Source organism: Cupriavidus sp. FW306-1B-F12B, assembly GCF_058781795.1.
This window is the reverse complement of record NZ_JBYSXC010000006.1, coordinates 181,385-198,943: the sequence shown is the minus strand read 5'-3', so window position 1 is coordinate 198,943 and position 17,559 is coordinate 181,385. Positions and strand designations below refer to the sequence as shown.

At 68.2% G+C, this 17,559-nt stretch carries 17 protein-coding genes; 8 read left to right on the top strand and 9 right to left on the bottom strand.

From position 1 onward, the window contains the following. Window positions 1–415 precede the first annotated feature (415 nt). From AC3WLE_RS12840 to AC3WLE_RS12815, 6 genes are all read left to right on the top strand, one after another. Entirely contained in the window at window positions 416–1,348 is a 933-nt protein-coding gene (locus AC3WLE_RS12840; protein WP_492357084.1) for a pirin family protein, read from the top strand. Window positions 1,349–1,663: 315 nt separating this feature from the next. Continuing rightward, window positions 1,664–3,226 carry an ABC transporter ATP-binding protein gene (locus tag AC3WLE_RS12835; protein WP_010809239.1) on the top strand — a complete coding sequence of 521 codons (1,563 nt, stop codon included), beginning with the start codon at window positions 1,664–1,666 and terminating at the stop codon, window positions 3,224–3,226. After that, on the top strand, window positions 3,219–4,328 hold the full coding sequence (locus AC3WLE_RS12830) for an ABC transporter permease (protein ID WP_492321717.1): 1,110 nt from the start codon (window positions 3,219–3,221) through the stop codon (window positions 4,326–4,328). The genes AC3WLE_RS12835 and AC3WLE_RS12830 overlap by 8 nt, the downstream gene beginning before the upstream one ends. Window positions 4,329–4,346: 18 nt before the next feature. Next, a complete protein-coding gene (locus AC3WLE_RS12825; protein ID WP_010809241.1) occupies window positions 4,347–5,267 on the top strand; it encodes an ABC transporter permease in 921 nt (306 codons plus the stop codon). A 59-nt stretch (window positions 5,268–5,326) separates the two neighbouring features. Beyond that, the gene (locus AC3WLE_RS12820; RefSeq protein WP_492353018.1) at window positions 5,327–6,472 is read left to right on the top strand and encodes a BMP family ABC transporter substrate-binding protein; all 1,146 of its coding nucleotides are present in this window, start codon (window positions 5,327–5,329) and stop codon (window positions 6,470–6,472) included. 199 nt (window positions 6,473–6,671) lie between these two features. Continuing rightward, on the top strand, window positions 6,672–6,965 hold the full coding sequence (locus AC3WLE_RS12815; protein ID WP_492321719.1) for a YkvA family protein: 294 nt from the start codon (window positions 6,672–6,674) through the stop codon (window positions 6,963–6,965). 75 nt (window positions 6,966–7,040) lie between these two features. Here AC3WLE_RS12815 and AC3WLE_RS12810 read toward each other — a convergent pair whose 3' ends face one another. Genes AC3WLE_RS12810 through AC3WLE_RS12795 form a run of 4 tightly spaced genes read right to left on the bottom strand, consistent with a single transcriptional unit; the run spans window position 7,041 to window position 10,240 of the window. Then, the gene (locus AC3WLE_RS12810) at window positions 7,041–8,018 is read right to left on the bottom strand and encodes a quinone oxidoreductase family protein (protein ID WP_035819617.1); all 978 of its coding nucleotides are present in this window, start codon (window positions 8,016–8,018) and stop codon (window positions 7,041–7,043) included. Between the two features lie 40 nt (window positions 8,019–8,058). Then, complete coding sequence (locus AC3WLE_RS12805; RefSeq protein ID WP_492321720.1) at window positions 8,059–8,451, bottom strand: methylglyoxal synthase; 393 nt, start codon at window positions 8,449–8,451, stop codon at window positions 8,059–8,061. 57 nt (window positions 8,452–8,508) lie between these two features. Beyond that, window positions 8,509–9,297: an SDR family oxidoreductase gene (locus AC3WLE_RS12800; RefSeq protein WP_492321721.1), complete on the bottom strand. Its 789-nt coding sequence runs from the start codon at window positions 9,295–9,297 to the stop codon at window positions 8,509–8,511. A 55-nt stretch (window positions 9,298–9,352) separates the two neighbouring features. After that, window positions 9,353–10,240, bottom strand: a complete 888-nt coding sequence (locus tag AC3WLE_RS12795; RefSeq protein ID WP_492357088.1) for a DMT family transporter — start codon at window positions 10,238–10,240, stop codon at window positions 9,353–9,355. A 218-nt stretch (window positions 10,241–10,458) separates the two neighbouring features. On the opposite strand from AC3WLE_RS12795, the gene AC3WLE_RS12790 reads away from it, so the two are divergent. Continuing rightward, window positions 10,459–10,935, top strand: coding sequence for a MarR family winged helix-turn-helix transcriptional regulator (locus tag AC3WLE_RS12790; protein ID WP_011614798.1), 477 nt, complete (start codon window positions 10,459–10,461; stop codon window positions 10,933–10,935). A 59-nt stretch (window positions 10,936–10,994) separates the two neighbouring features. Here AC3WLE_RS12790 and AC3WLE_RS12785 read toward each other — a convergent pair whose 3' ends face one another. Then, entirely contained in the window at window positions 10,995–13,265 is a 2,271-nt protein-coding gene (locus AC3WLE_RS12785) for a xanthine dehydrogenase family protein molybdopterin-binding subunit (RefSeq protein WP_492357085.1), read from the bottom strand. An 83-nt stretch (window positions 13,266–13,348) separates the two neighbouring features. Between AC3WLE_RS12785 and AC3WLE_RS12780 the strand changes: the two genes are divergently transcribed. Next, window positions 13,349–14,104 carry a TetR/AcrR family transcriptional regulator gene (locus tag AC3WLE_RS12780; protein WP_492353430.1) on the top strand — a complete coding sequence of 252 codons (756 nt, stop codon included), beginning with the start codon at window positions 13,349–13,351 and terminating at the stop codon, window positions 14,102–14,104. Between the two features lie 27 nt (window positions 14,105–14,131). On the opposite strand, the gene AC3WLE_RS12775 is transcribed toward AC3WLE_RS12780, so the two are convergent. Genes AC3WLE_RS12775 through AC3WLE_RS12760 form a run of 4 tightly spaced genes read right to left on the bottom strand, consistent with a single transcriptional unit; the run spans window position 14,132 to window position 17,447 of the window. Further along, entirely contained in the window at window positions 14,132–14,767 is a 636-nt protein-coding gene (locus AC3WLE_RS12775) for an N-carbamoylsarcosine amidohydrolase (protein ID WP_492353429.1), read from the bottom strand. Continuing rightward, on the bottom strand, window positions 14,760–15,839 hold the full coding sequence (locus AC3WLE_RS12770) for a 2,5-dihydroxypyridine 5,6-dioxygenase NicX family protein (protein WP_492321439.1): 1,080 nt from the start codon (window positions 15,837–15,839) through the stop codon (window positions 14,760–14,762). Before AC3WLE_RS12770 ends, AC3WLE_RS12775 begins: the two co-directional genes overlap by 8 nt. Before the next feature lie 13 nt (window positions 15,840–15,852). Beyond that, window positions 15,853–16,683, bottom strand: a complete 831-nt coding sequence (locus AC3WLE_RS12765; protein WP_492353427.1) for an alpha/beta fold hydrolase — start codon at window positions 16,681–16,683, stop codon at window positions 15,853–15,855. 11 nt (window positions 16,684–16,694) lie between these two features. Then, window positions 16,695–17,447: a maleate cis-trans isomerase family protein gene (locus AC3WLE_RS12760; RefSeq protein ID WP_010812897.1), complete on the bottom strand. Its 753-nt coding sequence runs from the start codon at window positions 17,445–17,447 to the stop codon at window positions 16,695–16,697. Window positions 17,448–17,559: the final 112 nt, after the last annotated feature.

Sequence of the window (17,559 nt, the reverse complement as noted above, 5' to 3'; positions counted from 1 at the left end):
AAATATTGAAGTTTTCCGACGCGCCGCCGGTCCATCGGCCGTTGACTGGCAAGGGCTGGCGAGGTTTTGATACCCCCGCATCTCGCCTCAACGGATGACAAAGAGAGCGCTATTATAGCGATCTTCATCGATCCTGTCATCTTCCCGCATTTTTCCGGCCTTCCTGCGCCGATCTTGCGCGAATTGGCGGCAGTAGGACGGCATGTTCGGTCGTGCATTAGCCGACACATGGAGACTTCCCGGATCGTTCTGAAATCGCGGAAACCGGACAGCCAGTTGGTACGCCAGCAGAACAATCTGTTGCCCGGCGACCCTCTACTCTTTCCGCGCCAAAACACTAAATTGACGAGGTAGCTGAAACGACGGGAAACCGGCCCGGCCATTGCCGCGCGGAACCCGCCCACTGGAGAAAGACATGGACACCCTTGCCACCACCTTCGCCACCGTTCCCGCCGCCGCCGCCGAAACCGTGCAGCGCTCGCGCGCCGTGGACCGCGTGGTGCGGGGCATCGCCACCTCGGACGGCGCCGGCGTCAAGCTGACCCGCGTGCTGACGCAGAACCTGCAGCGCCGGCTGGACCCGTTCCTGATGCTCGATGCCTTCGGCACCGACAGCAAGGACGACTACATCGGCGGCTTCCCCGATCACCCGCACCGCGGCTTCGAGACCATCACCTACATGCTGGCCGGGCGCATGCGCCATCGCGACAGCGCCGGCAACGAGGGGCTGCTGCAGAACGGCGGCGCGCAGTGGATGGTGGCGGGCGCAGGCGTGGTCCACTCGGAAATGCCCGAGCAGGAAGACGGCCGCATGGAAGGCTTCCAGCTGTGGCTGAACCTGCCGGCCGCGGGCAAGATGACCGCGCCGTGGTACCGCGACCTGCCCGCCGCCGAGATCCCGACGGTGGCGCTGGACCACGGCGTCACGGTGCGCGTGCTGGCGGGCGCCACGCACGGCGTGGCCGGCGCGATCACGCGCCCGGTGACCGAGCCGGTCTACCTGGACGTGCACCTGCCGGCCGGCCAGACCTTTGCGCAGGCGCTGCCGGCCGGGCACAACGCGTTCGTCTACGTGTACCGGGGCGAGGTTTCGATCGGCAGCGGCGACGACCGCGCCGTGATCGAGGCCCAGCGCATGGGCGTGCTGGACAACGCCGGCCAGTCTGACGGCGTCATCGTCAGGGCCGAAGCCGACGCGCGCTTCCTGCTGATCGCAGGCCAGCCGCTGAACGAGCCGATCGCGCAGTACGGGCCGTTCGTGATGAACACGCAGGAGCAGATCTACCAGACCCTGGCGGATTTCCGCGACGGGCGCTTCGCCACCAGCGCCGCCACCACCGGCGCCTGAGCCCTGCCGGCGGGCGGCCGCCCTGGCCGCCCGCCGCTGCTCCAGTCCAGCCGCTGGCTCCGCAAGGGGCCGGCGGCTTTTTTTCGTGCTGTGGCCGGCACGCGACTTGCAACCACCCCCAAACCGTTGCAGGGACTGGAATGACGCCGGAATCGGCCCGCCCGGTGTCCTGTCACTTATATAATCCATCACCAATATCGGGCATCACCAAACCATGATGAATGCTGCAATGCGTCGCGGCGATGCTGCGCCACGCACTGCCGCGCTGTTGACTCATCCCACGTTGCTGCCATCACAACAACCCGAGCCGCCTCAGTGACATCACAACTCCCTCCCAGGCTGGCGCTGGCCCATATCAGCAAGCGCTACCCGGGCGTCGTCGCCAATGACGACGTCAGCCTCAGCGTCGCCCCCGGCGAGATCCATGCCGTGCTGGGTGAAAACGGCGCAGGCAAATCCACCCTGATGAAGATTATCTTTGGCGCGGTCCGTCCGGATGCCGGCGAGATGCACTTCAACGGGGCGCCGGTCACCATCAACAGTCCGCACGACGCCCGCAACCTGGGCATCGCCATGGTGTTCCAGCATTTCTCGCTGTTCGACACGCTGACCGTGACCGAGAACATCGCACTCGGCCTGCCCGCCGGACAGCAAGGCAACATGAAGCAGCTGGCCGAGCGCATCCGCGCCACTGCCGAGCGCTACGGACTGCCGCTGGAGCCGAACCGCCATGTGCATACGCTGTCGGTCGGCGAGCGCCAGCGCGTGGAGATCGTGCGCGCGCTGCTGGCCAATCCGCAGTTGCTGATCCTGGACGAGCCCACCTCGGTGCTGACCCCGCAGGCAGTGGAAACGCTCTTCGTCACGCTGCGCCAGCTGGCCGCCGAAGGCACCAGCATCCTCTACATCAGCCACAAGCTCGACGAGATCCGCGCGCTGTGCCATCAGGCCACCGTGATGCGCATGGGCAAGGTCACCGGCGTGTGCGATCCGCGCCAGGAAACCGCGGCCTCGCTGTCGCGGCTGATGATCGGCGGCGAGCCCCCGCGCGAGACGCGCGTGGCTGCCGAGCGCGGCCCGGTGCGGCTCAGCGTGCAGGGCCTGTCGCTGCCGCGCGCGCATGCCTTCGCCACCGAGCTGAGCCGGATCTCGCTGGATGTCCACGCCGGCGAGATCGTCGGCATTGCCGGCGTGTCCGGCAACGGGCAGCAGGAGCTGCTGGCCGCGCTGTCCGGTGAAGACACACGCGCAGACAACATGTCGGTGCAGCTCGGCGGCAAGCCAGTCGGCCGGCTCGATGCGCGCCAGCGCCGGCGCGCGGGCCTGGCCTTCGTGCCGGAAGAGCGCCTGGGCCGCGGCGCGGTGCCGGGCATGAGCCTGGCGACCAATATCCTGCTGTCGCACCAGACGCCACCCTATGTGCGGCAAGGCATGATTTCTCCCGGCGCGGCCACCGGGCTGGCTTCGGCCGTGATCAGCCGCTTCCGCGTCAAGGCCAGCGGGCCGCACGCGCTGGCGCGCAGCCTGTCGGGCGGCAACCTGCAGAAATTCATTGTCGGCCGCGAGATCGAAAGCGGCCCTAAGGTACTGATCGTGGCGCAACCGACCTGGGGCGTGGACGTTGGCGCCGCGGCGCAGATCCACAACGAGATCCTGGCGCTGAAGGCCACCGGCTGCGCCATCCTGGTGGTGTCGGAAGAGCTCGATGAGCTGTTCGCGATCTGCGACCGGCTGCACGTGATCGCCAAGGGCCGCTTGTCGCCTTCGGTGCCTGCCGAGACCGCGACGCGCGAGCAGATCGGCCTGTGGATGAGCGGACTGTGGCAAGGCGGGCCCGCCCAGGCGCAATCCGGCGCGGAGGTGGCAAGCCATGGCTGATGTGCGACAACTGCTGCCCCGCTCCCCCCTCTCGCTGGCGCCGCGTGGCCTGCCCTCGCGCACCATGGCCTATGCCTCGCCGGTGATCGCACTGGCGCTGACGCTCCTGTTCGGCGCGCTGCTGTTCCTGGTGCTCGGCAAGGACCCCGTGGCCGCGCTCAAGGTCTTCCTGGCCGATCCGCTGCGCGACCAGCGCGCCATCGGCGAGGTGCTGCTCAAGACCGTGCCGCTGGTGCTGTGCGCGCTCGGCCTGTCGGTGTGCTACCGCGCCAACGTGTGGAATATCGGCGCCGACGGGCAGCTGATTGCCGGCGGCATCTGCGCCGGCGCCACCGTGCTTTACTTCGATGTGCCGGGCCAGGCCATGAACGGCACCGTGGTGCTGGTGCTGGCCTCACTCGCCGGCATGGTCGGCGGCATGCTGTGGGCCTCGCTCACGGCGGTGCTCAAGGACAGGTTCAACGCCAACGAGATCCTGGTCTCGCTGATGCTCACCTATATCGCGCAGCAGCTGCTGCTGTGGGTGGTCAACGGGCCGCTGAAGGATCCCAACGGCATGAACTTCCCGCAGTCGAAGGTGTTCTCGTCCGAGTACCTGCTGCCCAACCTGATGTCGGGCTCGCGCCTGCATGCCGGCTTTGCCGTGATGCTGGTGCTGGTGGCAGTGATGACCGTGTTCGTGTTCCGCAGCTTTGCCGGCTACCGCCTGCAGGTGGGCGGCACCGCGCCGGCGGCGGCGCGCTACGCGGGTTTCTCGGCGCGCAGCGCGCTGTGGAGCGCACTGCTGATCTCGGGCGCCACCGCGGGCCTGGCGGGCGCGTTCGAAGTGACCGGCCCGATCGGCCAGCTGCTGCCGTCGATCTCGCCGGGCTACGGCTTCACCGCCATCATCGTCGCCTTTATCGGCCGGCTGCATCCGGTCGGCACGGTCTTCGGCGGCATCATGATGTCGCTGTTCTATATCGGCGGCGAGATGGCGCAATCGCGCCTGGGCCTGCCGTCGGCCATTGGCTGGGTGTTCCAGGGCATGCTGCTGTTCTTCCTGCTGGCCTGCGACACGCTGATCGAAAACCGCCTGCGCTGGCGCGCCACCACGGCCTGAGCGGAGCTACAGAACAATATGGAACAACTCGCTCCCCTTATCGCCACCGCCATCAACGCCGGCACGCCGCTGCTGCTGGCCGCGCTGGGCCTGCTGATCAACGAGCGCTCGGGCGTGCTCAACCTCGGCGCCGAAGGCATGATGCTGGTGGCCGCGGTGGCCGGCTTCATGGTCGGCTACCAGACCCAGTCGCCGCTGCTCGGCTTTGCCGCCGGCGCGCTCGCCGGCATGCTGATGGCCACGCTGTTCTCGTGGCTGGCGCTGGTACTGGCCACCAACCAGGTCGCCACCGGCCTGGCGCTGTCGATCTTCGGCACCGGCCTGTCGGCCTTCATGGGCCAGCGCTTTGTCGGCTTCGCCATGCCGGCGCAGGCCAAGGCCGTGCCCGGCCTGGCCGACCTGCCCTTCTTCGGGCCGGCCTTCTTCCAGCATCACTGGATGGTGTATTTCAGCCTGCTGCTGTGCTTTGCCATCATGTGGTTCCTGTTCCGCACGCGCGCGGGGCTGACCTTGCGCGCGATCGGCGAAGCGCCCGAATCGGCGCACGCGCTGGGCTACCCGGTGCGCACCATCCGCTTTGGCGCGCTGCTGTTCGGCGGTGCCTGCTGCGGGCTGGCCGGCGCCTACCTGTCACTGGTGTACACGCCGATGTGGGTCGAGAACCTGGTCGCCGGCCGCGGCTGGATCGCGCTGGCGCTGACCACCTTCGCCACCTGGCGCCCGGGCCGCGTGCTGGTGGGCGCGTGGCTGTTCGGCGGCGTGACCATCCTGCAGTTCTACCTGCAAGGGATCGGCGTGTCGGTGCCGTCGCAGTTCCTGTCGATGCTGCCCTACGCGGCCACCATCGTGGTGCTGGCGCTGATCTCGCGCAACCCGGCCTGGATCCGGCTGAACATGCCGGCCTCGCTGGGCAAGCCCTTCCGGCCCGGCAATGCCTGAGCCTCGAGTTTTTTGACGGAAATCCCTGAGCTACCAACAATTCATCACAAGGAGAAATCATGATCGTCACGCGCAGGAAGACCCTGGCGGCCCTGGCCGCCACCGCCTTGCTGGCCCTCGCGGGCTGCGGCAAGAAAGAGGCCGACAAGCCGGCCGAGACGGCGGGCGCGGCCTCCGCGCCCGTGGCCGAGCAGAAGGCCGAGCCGCTCAAGGTCGCCTTCGTCTATATCGGGCCGGTCGGCGATGCCGGCTGGACCTTCGCGCATGACAACGGCCGCAAGGCCGTGGAAGAGAAGTTCGGCGACAAGGTCAAGACCACCTTCGTCGAGAACGTGCCCGAATCCGCGGCCGACGCCGAGCGCGTGTTCCGCGACCTGGCCAGCCAGGGCAACAAGCTGATCTTCGGCACCACCTTCGGCTACATGGAGTCGATGCTCAAGGTCGCCAAGGAATTCCCGGACGTGAAGTTCGAGCACGCCACCGGCTTCAAGACCGCCGAGAACCTGGCCCAGTACGACGTGCGCACTTATGAAGGCGCCTACCTGGCGGGCGTGGTCGCGGGCAAGATGAGCAAGACCGGCAAGATGGGCGTGGTGGCATCGGTGCCCATCCCCGAGGTGATCCGCAATATCGACTCGTTCACGCTGGGCGCGCGCAGCGTCAACCCCAAGGCCACGGTCAAGGTGGTGTGGGTCAACAAGTGGTTCGATCCGGGCAAGGAGCGCGAAGCCGCCACCACGCTGATCGGCCAGGGCGTCGACATGCTGATGCAGAACACCGACTCCGCCGCCGTGGTGCAGACCGCGCAGGAAAAGGGCGTGCACGCCTTCGGCTGGGACAGCGACATGAGCAAGTTCGGCGACAAGGCCCATCTGGCCGCGTCGGTGATCTCGTGGGGCGTCTACTACAACAAGGTGGTGGAAGACGTGCTGAACAAGCAGTGGAAGAACAGCACCACGTGGTGGGGCCTGAAGGAAGGCATGATCGACCTGAAGAGCTTCAACGCCGATGTGCCGGCTGACGTCAAGGCGCTGGTCGAAGAGCGCAAGAAGGGCATCGCCGACGGCAGCGCGCCGATCTGGAAGGGTCCGATCAAGGACAACACCGGCAAGGAACAGCTGGCCAAGGACCAGGTGGCCGACGACGGCTTCCTGCATGGCGTGAAGTTCTACGTCGAAGGCGTGGAAGGCAAGATCCCGGGCTGATTGGTGCACCAGAGCCGCCCGAGCTTGCCCAAGCAAGGTGTTCTCCCTCTCCCCTCAGCGGGAGAGGGGAGCAAACCGCCAGCCTTGGCTATCCCCAAGGCATCTCCCTGCACCTCCGGAACTTGAAGCCGCCGATAACGGCCCAAGCTATCTGTGCATGCGCCAGTGACCGGCGCGCGCTATGTGAAGGAGGCCTCTCATGTGGAAGCGATTTTCGGCCCTGTGGACGCTGGTTCGCCGCGACGGCCGCCTGTTCTGGTACGCGCTGCGCCATCCGGACGCGCCGGCCTGGCTCAAGCCCGCGGCCATCGGGCTGCTGCTCTACGCAATCTCGCCGATCGACCTGATCCCCGACGTGGTCGCGGGCCTGGGCATTGTCGATGACGTGGTGCTGATTCCACTGGCGGTGCACCTGATCCTGAAGCGCCTGCCGCCGCATATCCTGCGCCAGGCGCAGACGCGCGCCACCGCCACCACGGTCCGGCCGCACTGACGGCATCGCTCAACGACAAAGCCCCGGGGCAGCGCCTGCCGCCCCGGGGCTTTTGCTTGCCTGGCTGGCTGTTGCTCAGTTCGGCAGCAGGATGGTCGAGCCCGTGGTCTTGCGCGATTCCAGGTCGCGGTGCGCCTGCGCCACCTCCGACAGCGCGTAGCGCTGGCGGATATCGATCTTCACCTTGCCGGTGGCCACGGCGTCGAACAGGTCGGCCACCATCGGCTCCAGCAGTTCGCGGTGCACCACGTAGGTCATCAGTGTCGGCCGCGTCAGCCGCAGCGAGCCCTTGTTGCCCAGCACCGACAGGTCAAACGGCGGCACCGGACCCGAGGCGTTGCCGAAGCTGACCATGGTGCCGCGCGGCGCCAGGCAGTCGAGCGAGCCCTGGAATGTGTCCTTGCCGATCGAGTCATAGACCGCCGGCACGCCCTTGCCGTTGGTGATCTCCCTGACCCGTTCCACGAACGACTCACGCGTGTAGACGATGGTGTGGGCGCAGCCGTTGGCGCGTGCCAGTTCGGCCTTCTCGTCGCTGCCGACGGTGCCGATCACGGTCACGCCGAGCGCCTTGAGCCACTGGCTGGCAATCAGGCCGACGCCGCCGGCGGCGGCATGCAGCAGCACCGTGTCGCCCGGCTGCACCTTGTAGCTGTCGCGGATCAGGTACTGCGCGGTCAGGCCCTGCAGCATCATCGCCGCGGCGGTGTCGAACGGGATCGCGTCGGGCAGCCGCACCACGATATCGGCCGGCATCACGCGCACCTGCGCGTAGGCGCCGGTGGGACGGCCGGCGTAGGCCACGCGGTCGCCCACGGCGACGTGGCGCACATCCTCGCCCACCGCTTCGACCACGCCGGCGCCTTCCATGCCCAGCCCGCCCGGCAGCGGCTGCTTGTACAGCCCGGTGCGGAAATAGACATCGATGTAGTTCAGGCCCACCGCCTCATGGCGCACGCGCACCTGGCCGGGGCCGGGCTCGCCCACTTCGACATCGACCCACTGCATGACTTCGGGACCGCCGGTTTGCTCGATCCGGATGGCTTTGCTCATCTGTGTCGCTCCTTCGCTATGGTGTTGTATCGGTGGGAATTCAGTTGCCGGCTTCAGCCTCGCGCGTCAGCCCGGCGATCAACAGCTCGGCAGTGGCCACGTTGGTGGCACACGGCACGTTGTGCACGTCGCAGGCACGCACCAGCGCGTTGATATCGGGTTCATGCGGCTGCGGCGTCATCGGGTCGCGCAGGAACACCACGGCGCGCACCAGGCCTACGGCCAGTTGCGCGCCGATCTGCAGGTCGCCGCCCCACGGCCCCGACAGCATGCGCGTCACCTCCAGCCCGACCTCGTCGATCAGGCGCCCGCCGGTGGTGCCGGTGGCCAGCAGCTCGCACTGCGAAAGGAAGGCGCGGTGGCGCGTGGCGAAGGCGACGATGTCGTCCTTCTTGTGGTCATGGGCGATCAGCGCGATGCGGGGGCGAGTCATCAGGGGTTCCTTGTTGCGGGGTCGGTGAACGTCAGGAAACAGGAGAAAGCAGCGGGATCAGAAGGTGCCCGGATAGGCGCCGCCATCGAGCAGGATGTTCTGCCCGGTGATGTAGCCGGCATGACGGCTGCACAGGAAGGCGCAGGTGGCGCCGAACTCGGCCGGCTCGCCGAAGCGGCGCGACGGGTTCGCCGCGGCGCGGCGCTGCGCCACCTCATCGACGCTCAGGCCAGCCTTCTTGGCCCCGCCTTCCATGGTCTTGAGCAGGCGGTCGGTGTTGAACGGGCCCGGCAGCAGGTTGTTGATGGTCACGCCGTGCTGCGCCACTTCGCGCGCCACGCCCGCGACAAAGCCGGTCAGGCCCGAGCGCGCGCCATTGGACAGGCCCAGCACATCGATCGGCGCCTTGACCGCGCCGCTGGTGATATTGATGATGCGGCCCCACTGGCGCGCGATCATGCCGTCGACGGTGGCCTTGATCAGCTCGATCGGGGTCAGCATGTTGGCGTCGAGCGCGGCCAGCCAGTCGCTGCGCTCCCAGTCGCGGAAGTTGCCCGGCGGCGGGCCTCCAGCGTTGTTCACCAGGATGTCGAGATCGCCCAGCTTGGCCACCGCGTCCAGTGCCGCCTTGCGGCCTTCGGGCGTGGTGATGTCGGTCGCCACCGCGATCACGCGGCGGCCATGGCGCGCGCGCAGGCCGGCGGCGGCCTTCTCCAGCGCCTCGGCGCCGCGCGCCACGATCACCACGTCGACGCCCTCGGCCGCCAGCGCGTCGGCGCAGGCAAAGCCCAGGCCCTTGCTGGCGCCGCATACCAGCGCATGCTTGCCGCGCAGTCCCAGATCCATGTCTTTCTCCTTTGTCTGTTGTCTTTGGCGGGCCAGCCCCGGGGCCGGCCCGGAATCACGTCTTTCTTGCCGACAGCAAATACATGCCGCCCATCACCAGCGCGCTGCCGGCCAGCTGCACGCCGCTGATGGGCTCGCCCAGCAGCCAGAAGGCCAGGAACAGGGTCGACACCGGGCCGATCATGCCCGCCTGCGACGCCATCGGCGCGCCGATGCGCGACACCGCCACCATGGTCAGCGACACCGGCAGCACGGTGCAGAACACCGCATTGACGAGTGACAGCCACATCACCGGAGCCGGCTGCGCCAGTTCCGCCACCGGCCGGCCCAGCACCAGGTACTGGATCACGCAGCAGGCGGTCGAGACGCACATCGCATACGCCACCAGCCGCAGCGAGCCGATACGCCGCACCAGCTCGCCGCTCAGGATCAGGTAGATACCATAGGTCATGGCGCTGCCCAGCACCAGCGCGCCGCCCAGCCACACCTGGCTGCCGCTGATGTCCAGGTCATGCGCGAATACCAGCACGATGCCGGCGTAGGCCAGCAGCAGCGACAGCCACTGGCGCATGGCGATCGGCCGGCGGAACACCAGCGCGGTGGCCAGCAGCACGAACGACGGCGTCAGGAACAGGATCAGCCGCTCCAGCCCGGCGGTGATGTATTGCAGGCCGATGAAATCGAGGAAGCTCGACAGGTAGTAGCCGATAAAGCCGAGAAACACCACGCGGCCGCGATCCGCCCACGACAGCGGCGCCAGCCGGCGCGACTGCCACCAGCCGATCGTCATGAACAGCGGCACCGCGAACAGCATGCGCAGCGTGATCACCATCACCGCATCGACGTTGTAGCGGTACATCAGCTTGGCGACGATCGCCTTGGCCGAGAACAGCACCGCGCCGACGGCGGCGATGACAAGGCCCGAGCGCTGCGGCGACGGCAGCGCGGCAGGTGCGGCGAGAGACTTCTGGGAGGCGGGCACGGGGAATACAGGGGGAAAGCGGGCGGGCACGTGGGCCCCGCGAAACGACCCGACGATTGTATTCGAAAAGACGCAATGGCATCGGGCGTCACCCCGGCGGCCCCGGCCACCTTCCCGGCCACCTTTCCTGCCCTCTTCCTCGGTATACTCTGGGTCACCTTACCCACTGCACCAGGTTCGTGCCCCAGCCCTCCGACCCGCCTTCCGGCAAGACCGCCGCAGACTACGACTTCACCGAACAGGTGGGCCACCTGCTGCGGCGCGCCTACCAGCGCCATGTGGCGATCTTCCAGCAGACCATCCCGGATTCGCAGCTGACCGCGGCGCAGTTCGTGGTGCTGTGCGCGGTCAGGGACCGCCAGCCGTGTTCGATGAACGAGGTGGTGCGCGCCACCGCCATCGACCAGGCCACGGTGCGGGGCATCATCGACCGGCTGAAGTCGCGTGAGCTGATTGCGGTGTCGCACGATCCCAATGACCGGCGCAAGGTGGTGGTGACGGTCACGCCCGACGGGCTGGCACTGATCGACGAGACCGTGCCGTTTGCGAAGGAGATCTCGGAGCAGACCTTCGGCAGCCTGAATCCGGCCGAGCGTGTGGCGGTGACTTACCTGCTGCGCAAGATGAGTGAGATCGACGAGGGGAACGGCGTCTAGGGTCCACGGACGCCGAGGGTTTTCTCCCCTCTCCCGCTTGCGGGAGAGGGAGCAAACAGTCAGCTTTTCAGCGCCGCCAGCACCGTCTCAGGGACGAACGGCGGCCGGCGCAGCCGCACCCCCAGCGCATCGAACAAGGCATTGGCAAGCGCCGGCGCGCCCGGCAGCGAGGCCGATTCGCCCGCGCCCAGCGGCGGCTCCGACTGGCGCGGCATCAGCACCACTTCAATCGGCGGGATTTCCGGGAAGGTCAGCAGCGGATAGCTGCCCCATTCGCGGCTGGCGACCCCATCCGCATCGAAGCGCACCTGCTCCTTCAGCACCCGGCTGATGGTCTGCACCACGTTGCCGTGGATCTGGTGGCGCACGCCGTCGGGATTGACCATCATGCCGGTATCCTGCCCGACCACCACCTTCTCGATGGTGATGCGGCCGCTGCCGGCATCCACCGCCAGGTCCACCACCCAGGCCGACCAGGCTGCGCCGAAGCCCGGGAAACGGCTGTGGATATAGCGGGCATAGGCCACGCCCCGGCCGCGCAGCCGGCCATCGGCATCCGCGATGCCCCGCGACCCGGCCACGCCCCGCTGCCAGCCAGCCGCTTCAGCCACGGCACGCAGCAAGGCCGCGGCACGTTCATCCCGCAGGTGCCGCAACCGGAAATCCACGGGATCGGCACCCGCCTCTGCCGCCAGCTCATCGATCACGCACTCATGCGCAAACGCATTGGGCAGCGCCGACACGCCACGCAGCCAGGACGCGCGCACGATCGCGGGAGTGTCGTCGCAACCGATGCGGCGCGCGCCATACGCGTATGGCGGCACGGCGGTGCGATCGCCCATCTCCAGCGTGCGCGGCGCGTTGGGCACGGCACCGGTCAGCACCAGCGCCAGCGTGGGCGCATCGTTGGACGGATAGCGGCTGGTGAAGTCATAGCCAAGCAGCGCGCCGTCCGGCCCCAGCGTAGCGCTGACGTCCATCAATTGGGCCGCGCCCTTGGGCTCCCACAGGTGTTCCTGTTCGCGCGATAGCTGCACGCGCACGGGCCGCCCGACCGCGCGCGCCAGCAGTGCCGCGTCGGCGCAGACATCGTCGGCGCAGTTGCGCCCGTAGCAGCCGGCGGCCTCCATGCGCACGACCTCGATGCGGTCTTCGCCGAGCCCGCACAGCCTGGCCAGGTCGATGCGCAGCACATGCGGGTTTTGCGTGCCGGACCACACCGTCAGGCCATCGTCATGCCAGTCGGCCACCGCGCATGACGGGCCGATCGAGCCATGCATCTGGTACGGCCAGACGAAGCGCCGCTGCAAGACCTTGCCGGCGCCGCTTGCCGGCGGCTCGCCGTCGGACAGCAACTCGCGCCGCGTGGCGGGGTTGGCGCGCAGCGCGGGCTCCGGATCGTCCAGCGCGGGCAGCGGCGGCACCGGCTTCCAGCGCACGCGCAGCCGGCGCGCGGCCTGCACCGCGTATTCCTCGCGCTCGGCCACCACGCCGACAAAATCGCCCCGCACCACCACATCGACCAGGCCGGGTATATCGCGCACGGAGTCGCGGTCGACTTCCAGCAGGCTGTTGCCGACAAAGTCGCCGCTGTCGCGCCCCGCATATGGGGGCCGCACCACGCGGCCATGCAGCATGCCGGGCACGCGCACGTCGTGGACAAAAGTCAGCGCGCCGCGCACCTTGCCGGGAATATCGACGCGGCCCGCGGCGCGGCCGACGATGCGGTAGGACTCGACCGGCTTGGTCGGTATGTCTTCGGCCAGCGGCAGTTCCAGGTGCTCGCCGGCAAGCAGCGCGCCATAGCCGATGCTGGCCTGCGTGCCGGGATCGCGGAACATGCCGTCCTCTGCCTCCAGCCTGCCGGCCTCTACGCCGAGGTGCTGCGCGGCACGCGCCTGCAGCCACGCACGGGCCTGTGCCGCGGCGCGGCGCAACGGCAGCGCCGAGATCTGGATCGATGCGCTGGCGATAGTGGGACCCTGGTTGGGGGTGGCTTCGGTATGGCCAAGCACCATGCGTACGCGTTCGAGCGGCACGTCGAGTTCTTCGGCCACGATCTGCGCCAGCGCCGTGCGGATGCCGGTGCCCAGGTCGACGTGGCCGTTGAAGGCCAGCACCTCGCCGCTGTCGCGCACGGCAATGAAGATGTCCGGCAGCGCCGGCACGTAGTCCGAAGCCGCGCCGGGCTGGCCCGGCGCGGGCCGCGGCGCCGCCTGCGGGGCGCGCGTCACCAGCAGCACGCCGGTGGCCTGCAGCAGCGCCAGCCGCAGCGTGCGGGGCGTGTCGGCGTCGGCCTGTGCCGCGGGTTGCAGGTTGGTTGCCGTCATCGTTCTGCCATCTCCTTCACCGGCTGCGCCCCGGGGCGCCCGTTATACTGCAAGCCAACAGTGGAATAGCCCAAGCATCGACCATGACGATCACGACCGCGCCCAAGCCAACCGCAAAGCGGGCGCCAGCCGGCACGCGGGCCAGGCAAGCGCAGGACAGCCGCGACCGCATCCTGAAGGCTGCGATCAAGGTCTTCGCCCAGCGCGGCTACGACGGGGGCCGCATCGAACGCATCTCGTCGCTGGCCAAGACCTACGACCGGATGATCTATTACTACTTCGGCAGCAAGGAAAAGCTGTTTGTTGAAGTGCTGGAGACCATCTACCTGCAGCTCAATGAAGCCGAGCAGCAGCTGGAACATGAGCTCGACGCTGCCGACCCCGTGCGCGCGCTGTCGCAGCTGATCGACTTCGTCTGGCAGTACTACCTCGACCATCCGGAGTTCGTCGCCATCCTGATCAGCGAGAACATGAGCCAGGGCAAGCACGCGAAGAAGTCGGTGCGGCTGCGCGAGATCTCCAGCTACGCGCTGTCGGTGCTCGACGGCATCCTCGCGCGCGGCAAGGCCGCGGGGCTGTTCCGGCCCGATGCGGGCGCGCGCGATGTCTATATGGTGATCGCTTCGCTTGGCTACTTCTACAACTCCAACCATCATACGCTCAGCGCCTTCCTGGGCGAACCCATGATGAGCCCGCCCGCGCTGGCGCACTGGCGCGATGTGATCCAGCAGACGGTGCTGCGCGCGGTGGCCGTGCCCGGCGCGGTGCCGGATGTGGATGTGGCGCCGCCGGCCGCGCCGCGCAAACCGGCCCGCGGCCGGCGCGCGGCGGCAGGCTGACGCCAGGCCTGGCCGCATCGCCACGCCTCAGGCGGCGGCGCGCACGCCGGCAACCTGCGCCAGCGCCTCGTCGCGCGTCAGCACGGTGGCGTATTTCTGCGCCATGTCGAACAGGTTGGCGTCATGCGGACCCAGCGCGCGGTCGCCTACGCAATCCGACACCACCAGCGGGCGGAAGCCCAGCGACATCGCGTCGACCACGCTGGCGCGCACGCAGCCGCTGGTGACGCACCCCGCCACCAGCAGCGTCTGCACGCCGCGCTGCGTCAGCCACGCCGCCAGCGAGGTACCGAAGAACGCCGACGGCACGGTCTTGCGCACCACCAGCTCTCCCGGCGCGGGGGCCAGCTCCGGCACGATCTTGCTGTTGTGGCCATCCTCCTTCAGCGTCAGCATGCCCGGTACCTTCAGCGTGAAGATATTGTGGTCGCTGTCGTCGTCGGCAAACACGATGCGGCTATGCGCCACCGGCCAACCCTGCTCGCGCGCGCTGCGCAGCAGCGGCTGGGTATTGCGGATCGCCTCGGGGATATTGCCGCCGCCGAACACCGCCGGATCGGCGAAGCCGTTGACGAAGTCGATGATCAGCAGGCCGTATGGGGCCTTCAGTTCCATCGACGCGCCGAAGCCCTGACGCTGGTAAGTCTGCACGGCGTCATCCATGGCGCGCGTCCTTGTAGAGAGAAGCGGCCGGCGCGTGGTGGCCGTCCATCACCTTGCCGCGCACCACCACCGGCTCGCCGTCCAGGCTGACGGTGCAGTGGCGCACCGGGATATCGATATGGCAGGCGGTGGTGCGGCTGCCGCCGGCTTCGTTGTTGGGACCGAACGAGCACAGGAAGTTGCCCTCGTAGGCACGCGCATCCATGCCGATGGTGGCCTCGCGGTCGTACATCGCCAGCGCCGACCAGCTGGCGCGCGGCTGCAGCCCCCAGCCGATATGCGACATGGCATAGGCCTCGGGGTCGTTGAACGAGGCCATGTAGTCGGCCAGCAGCTCGGCGTCCACGCCGCCTTCGATGCTGCGCACGTAGCCGGCTTCGACCGTGATGCGGATCGGCGCCTGGAGATAGGACTTCATCGGCAGCAGGATGTCGCCGCGGTCCAGCACGATGGTGCCGTTGGTGCCGCCCTCGTCCGGCCAGGTCAGCACGAAGCCGCTCGGCCAGTGGTCCCAGCGGCCGGGCTCGTCGACAAAGCCGTACTCGCTGATCGCCGGGAATTCGCCCAGGCGGCAGCGCAGGTCCATGCCGGCGTCGGACACGATATGCATCTCGCGCGCCTTGCCCAGCCGCGCTGTCGCCGCTTTGACGCGGGCGCGATCGGCCTCGGTCGGCACCAGCCGCGCCAGCACTTCGGGCGGCTCCACCGCGAGCAGGATCCTGGTACCTTGCGCCAGGATCTCGTGCTGCTCGGGCGAGAACAGCAGCGTCATCAGGTCCAGCACCAGGTCGCTCGCCTTGAGCGCAGCGATGGCGGCGGGATTGCCGGTGAGCGGCGTGGTACCGAGGTAGGCCAGCGCGTCGCGGCTGAGCGCCTTTTCGCCGTTGACCGGCGGCAGGTCGAGCCGGTTGACGATGGCGCCCATCGATGCCGCCGCCACCATCGCGGTGCGCAGCGTCTGCGGATGCGTGGCGGCGCCGGTCAGCACGGTGACGGTCTGTCCCGGCTCAAGCTTCGACAGCGTCAGCACCTGCTTCCACGCCGCGGTCAGGTCGTAATCGCTTACGGGCATGTTCGCTCCTTGATCAGTTCAGCGCCGCACCCAGGAAATCGCCGAAGGCGCGGTAGAAGCCGCCCTCGTCGTCCCACGGGATCATGTGGCCGGCGTTGGCGACATGCGCAAGCAGCAGCGCGGGCAGCAGCTTGCGCATCTCCTGCACGTCTTCCTCGCGGATCACGTCGCCGCGGCCGGCGGTCATCAGCAGGGCCGGCACGGCGACGTGCGGCAGGTCGGCGTGGATATCGTCCTCATGGAAGCCATTGAAGCTGGCCAGGATCGCGCGCTCGTCGCAGGTATGCAGCCATTGCGCGCGCAGGCGCAGCTGGTCCTCGGTCCAGGTCGGGCAGAAGCGGCGCATGCCTTCCACGTCGATGCCCTGCTGCGCCAGCCGGATCGAATCGATGTACCACGGCAGTTGCGACGGATACGGGCGGCGGCCCGGGCCCGACACCGGCGGATCGACCAGCACCAGGCGCGTCAGGCCTGCCGGCTTGCTGCGCGCGGCGCGGATGCCGATGCGCGCGCCCATCGAATGGCCGACGATGGCGTAGCGCTGCAAGCCAAGCGCTTTGGCAAACGCGATCACATCGGCAGCCTGCGCATCGAGGCAGTAGTCCAGCTCAGCGCCGGCCTGCGACAGGCCGCGGCCGCGCACGTCGAGCACATAGGTATCGAACTGCCGCCCGAACTGCTCGCCGACAAAGCCCCAGGTCACCGCCGGGCTGGTGATGCCCGGCACGATGATGACGGCATCGCGCTGCGCGCGCGCGCCGCCCTGCCCGCCATAGCGCAGGTAGTGCTGGCGGATGCCGTTGGCGTTCACGTTGGCGCCGTAGAGAAAGGTGCTGTCTGCCATGGCCGCCCCCTTCAGTACGCGCCCGACAGCAGCGCGCCGGCGCCCGGCACCACCGGCTCCAGCCCCAGCCGCTTCAGCAGCGCATAGGTGGTGGCGACGGCGGCGGTGACCACAGGCTTGCCGGTCATTGCCTCGACCTTGGCCACGGCCGGCAGCGACGGCATCTGCACGCACGCCGACAGCACGATGACATCGGCGTCGGCCGTATTCATCTGCGCGACGATCTCCGGCAGCCGCGCCGGGTCATGGCGGCCCACCTCAAGGTTGTCGGGGATTTCCAGCGCGCGGTAGTCGACCACCTCATAGCCTTCATTGCGGATGTAGTCGACCACCAGCTCGGTCAGCGGCTTCATATAGGGTGCCACCACGGCGATGCGCTTCGCGCCCATCACCTTGAGCGCATCCACCAGCGCGCCGGCGCTGGTGATCACCGGCGCGTCGCCGCCGTTCTCGGCGGTATGCGCCTGCAGGCGCTGCTCGGACACGCGGTGGTAGCCGTGGCCCATGGCCATGATGGCGACCAGGCAGGCGTAGCCGAGCACGTCGACGCGGGCGTCGCTCAGTTCCACCGCGCAGCGGTCGGATTCGGCGTCCATGGCCGCCAGCTCTTCCTTGACCACCTTCTTCATCCGCATCCGGCTTGAGTGAAAGGTGAAGCGTTCCGGGCGCACCAGCTGGCGCGCGGCCAGCATCGCCGGGATCTCGGTTTCCATGGTGGTGTTGGAGCTCGGCACGATCTGGCCGATTCGGAAAACTTTCTGCACTGTCGACTCCGTCATCTGTTTGTCTGTCTACCCTGCCTGCTTCGCCCTGGCGGCCCTGCATGCTGCGATTGATTGTAGTGTACACACTTTATCTAGGCAAACAGAATCTGCG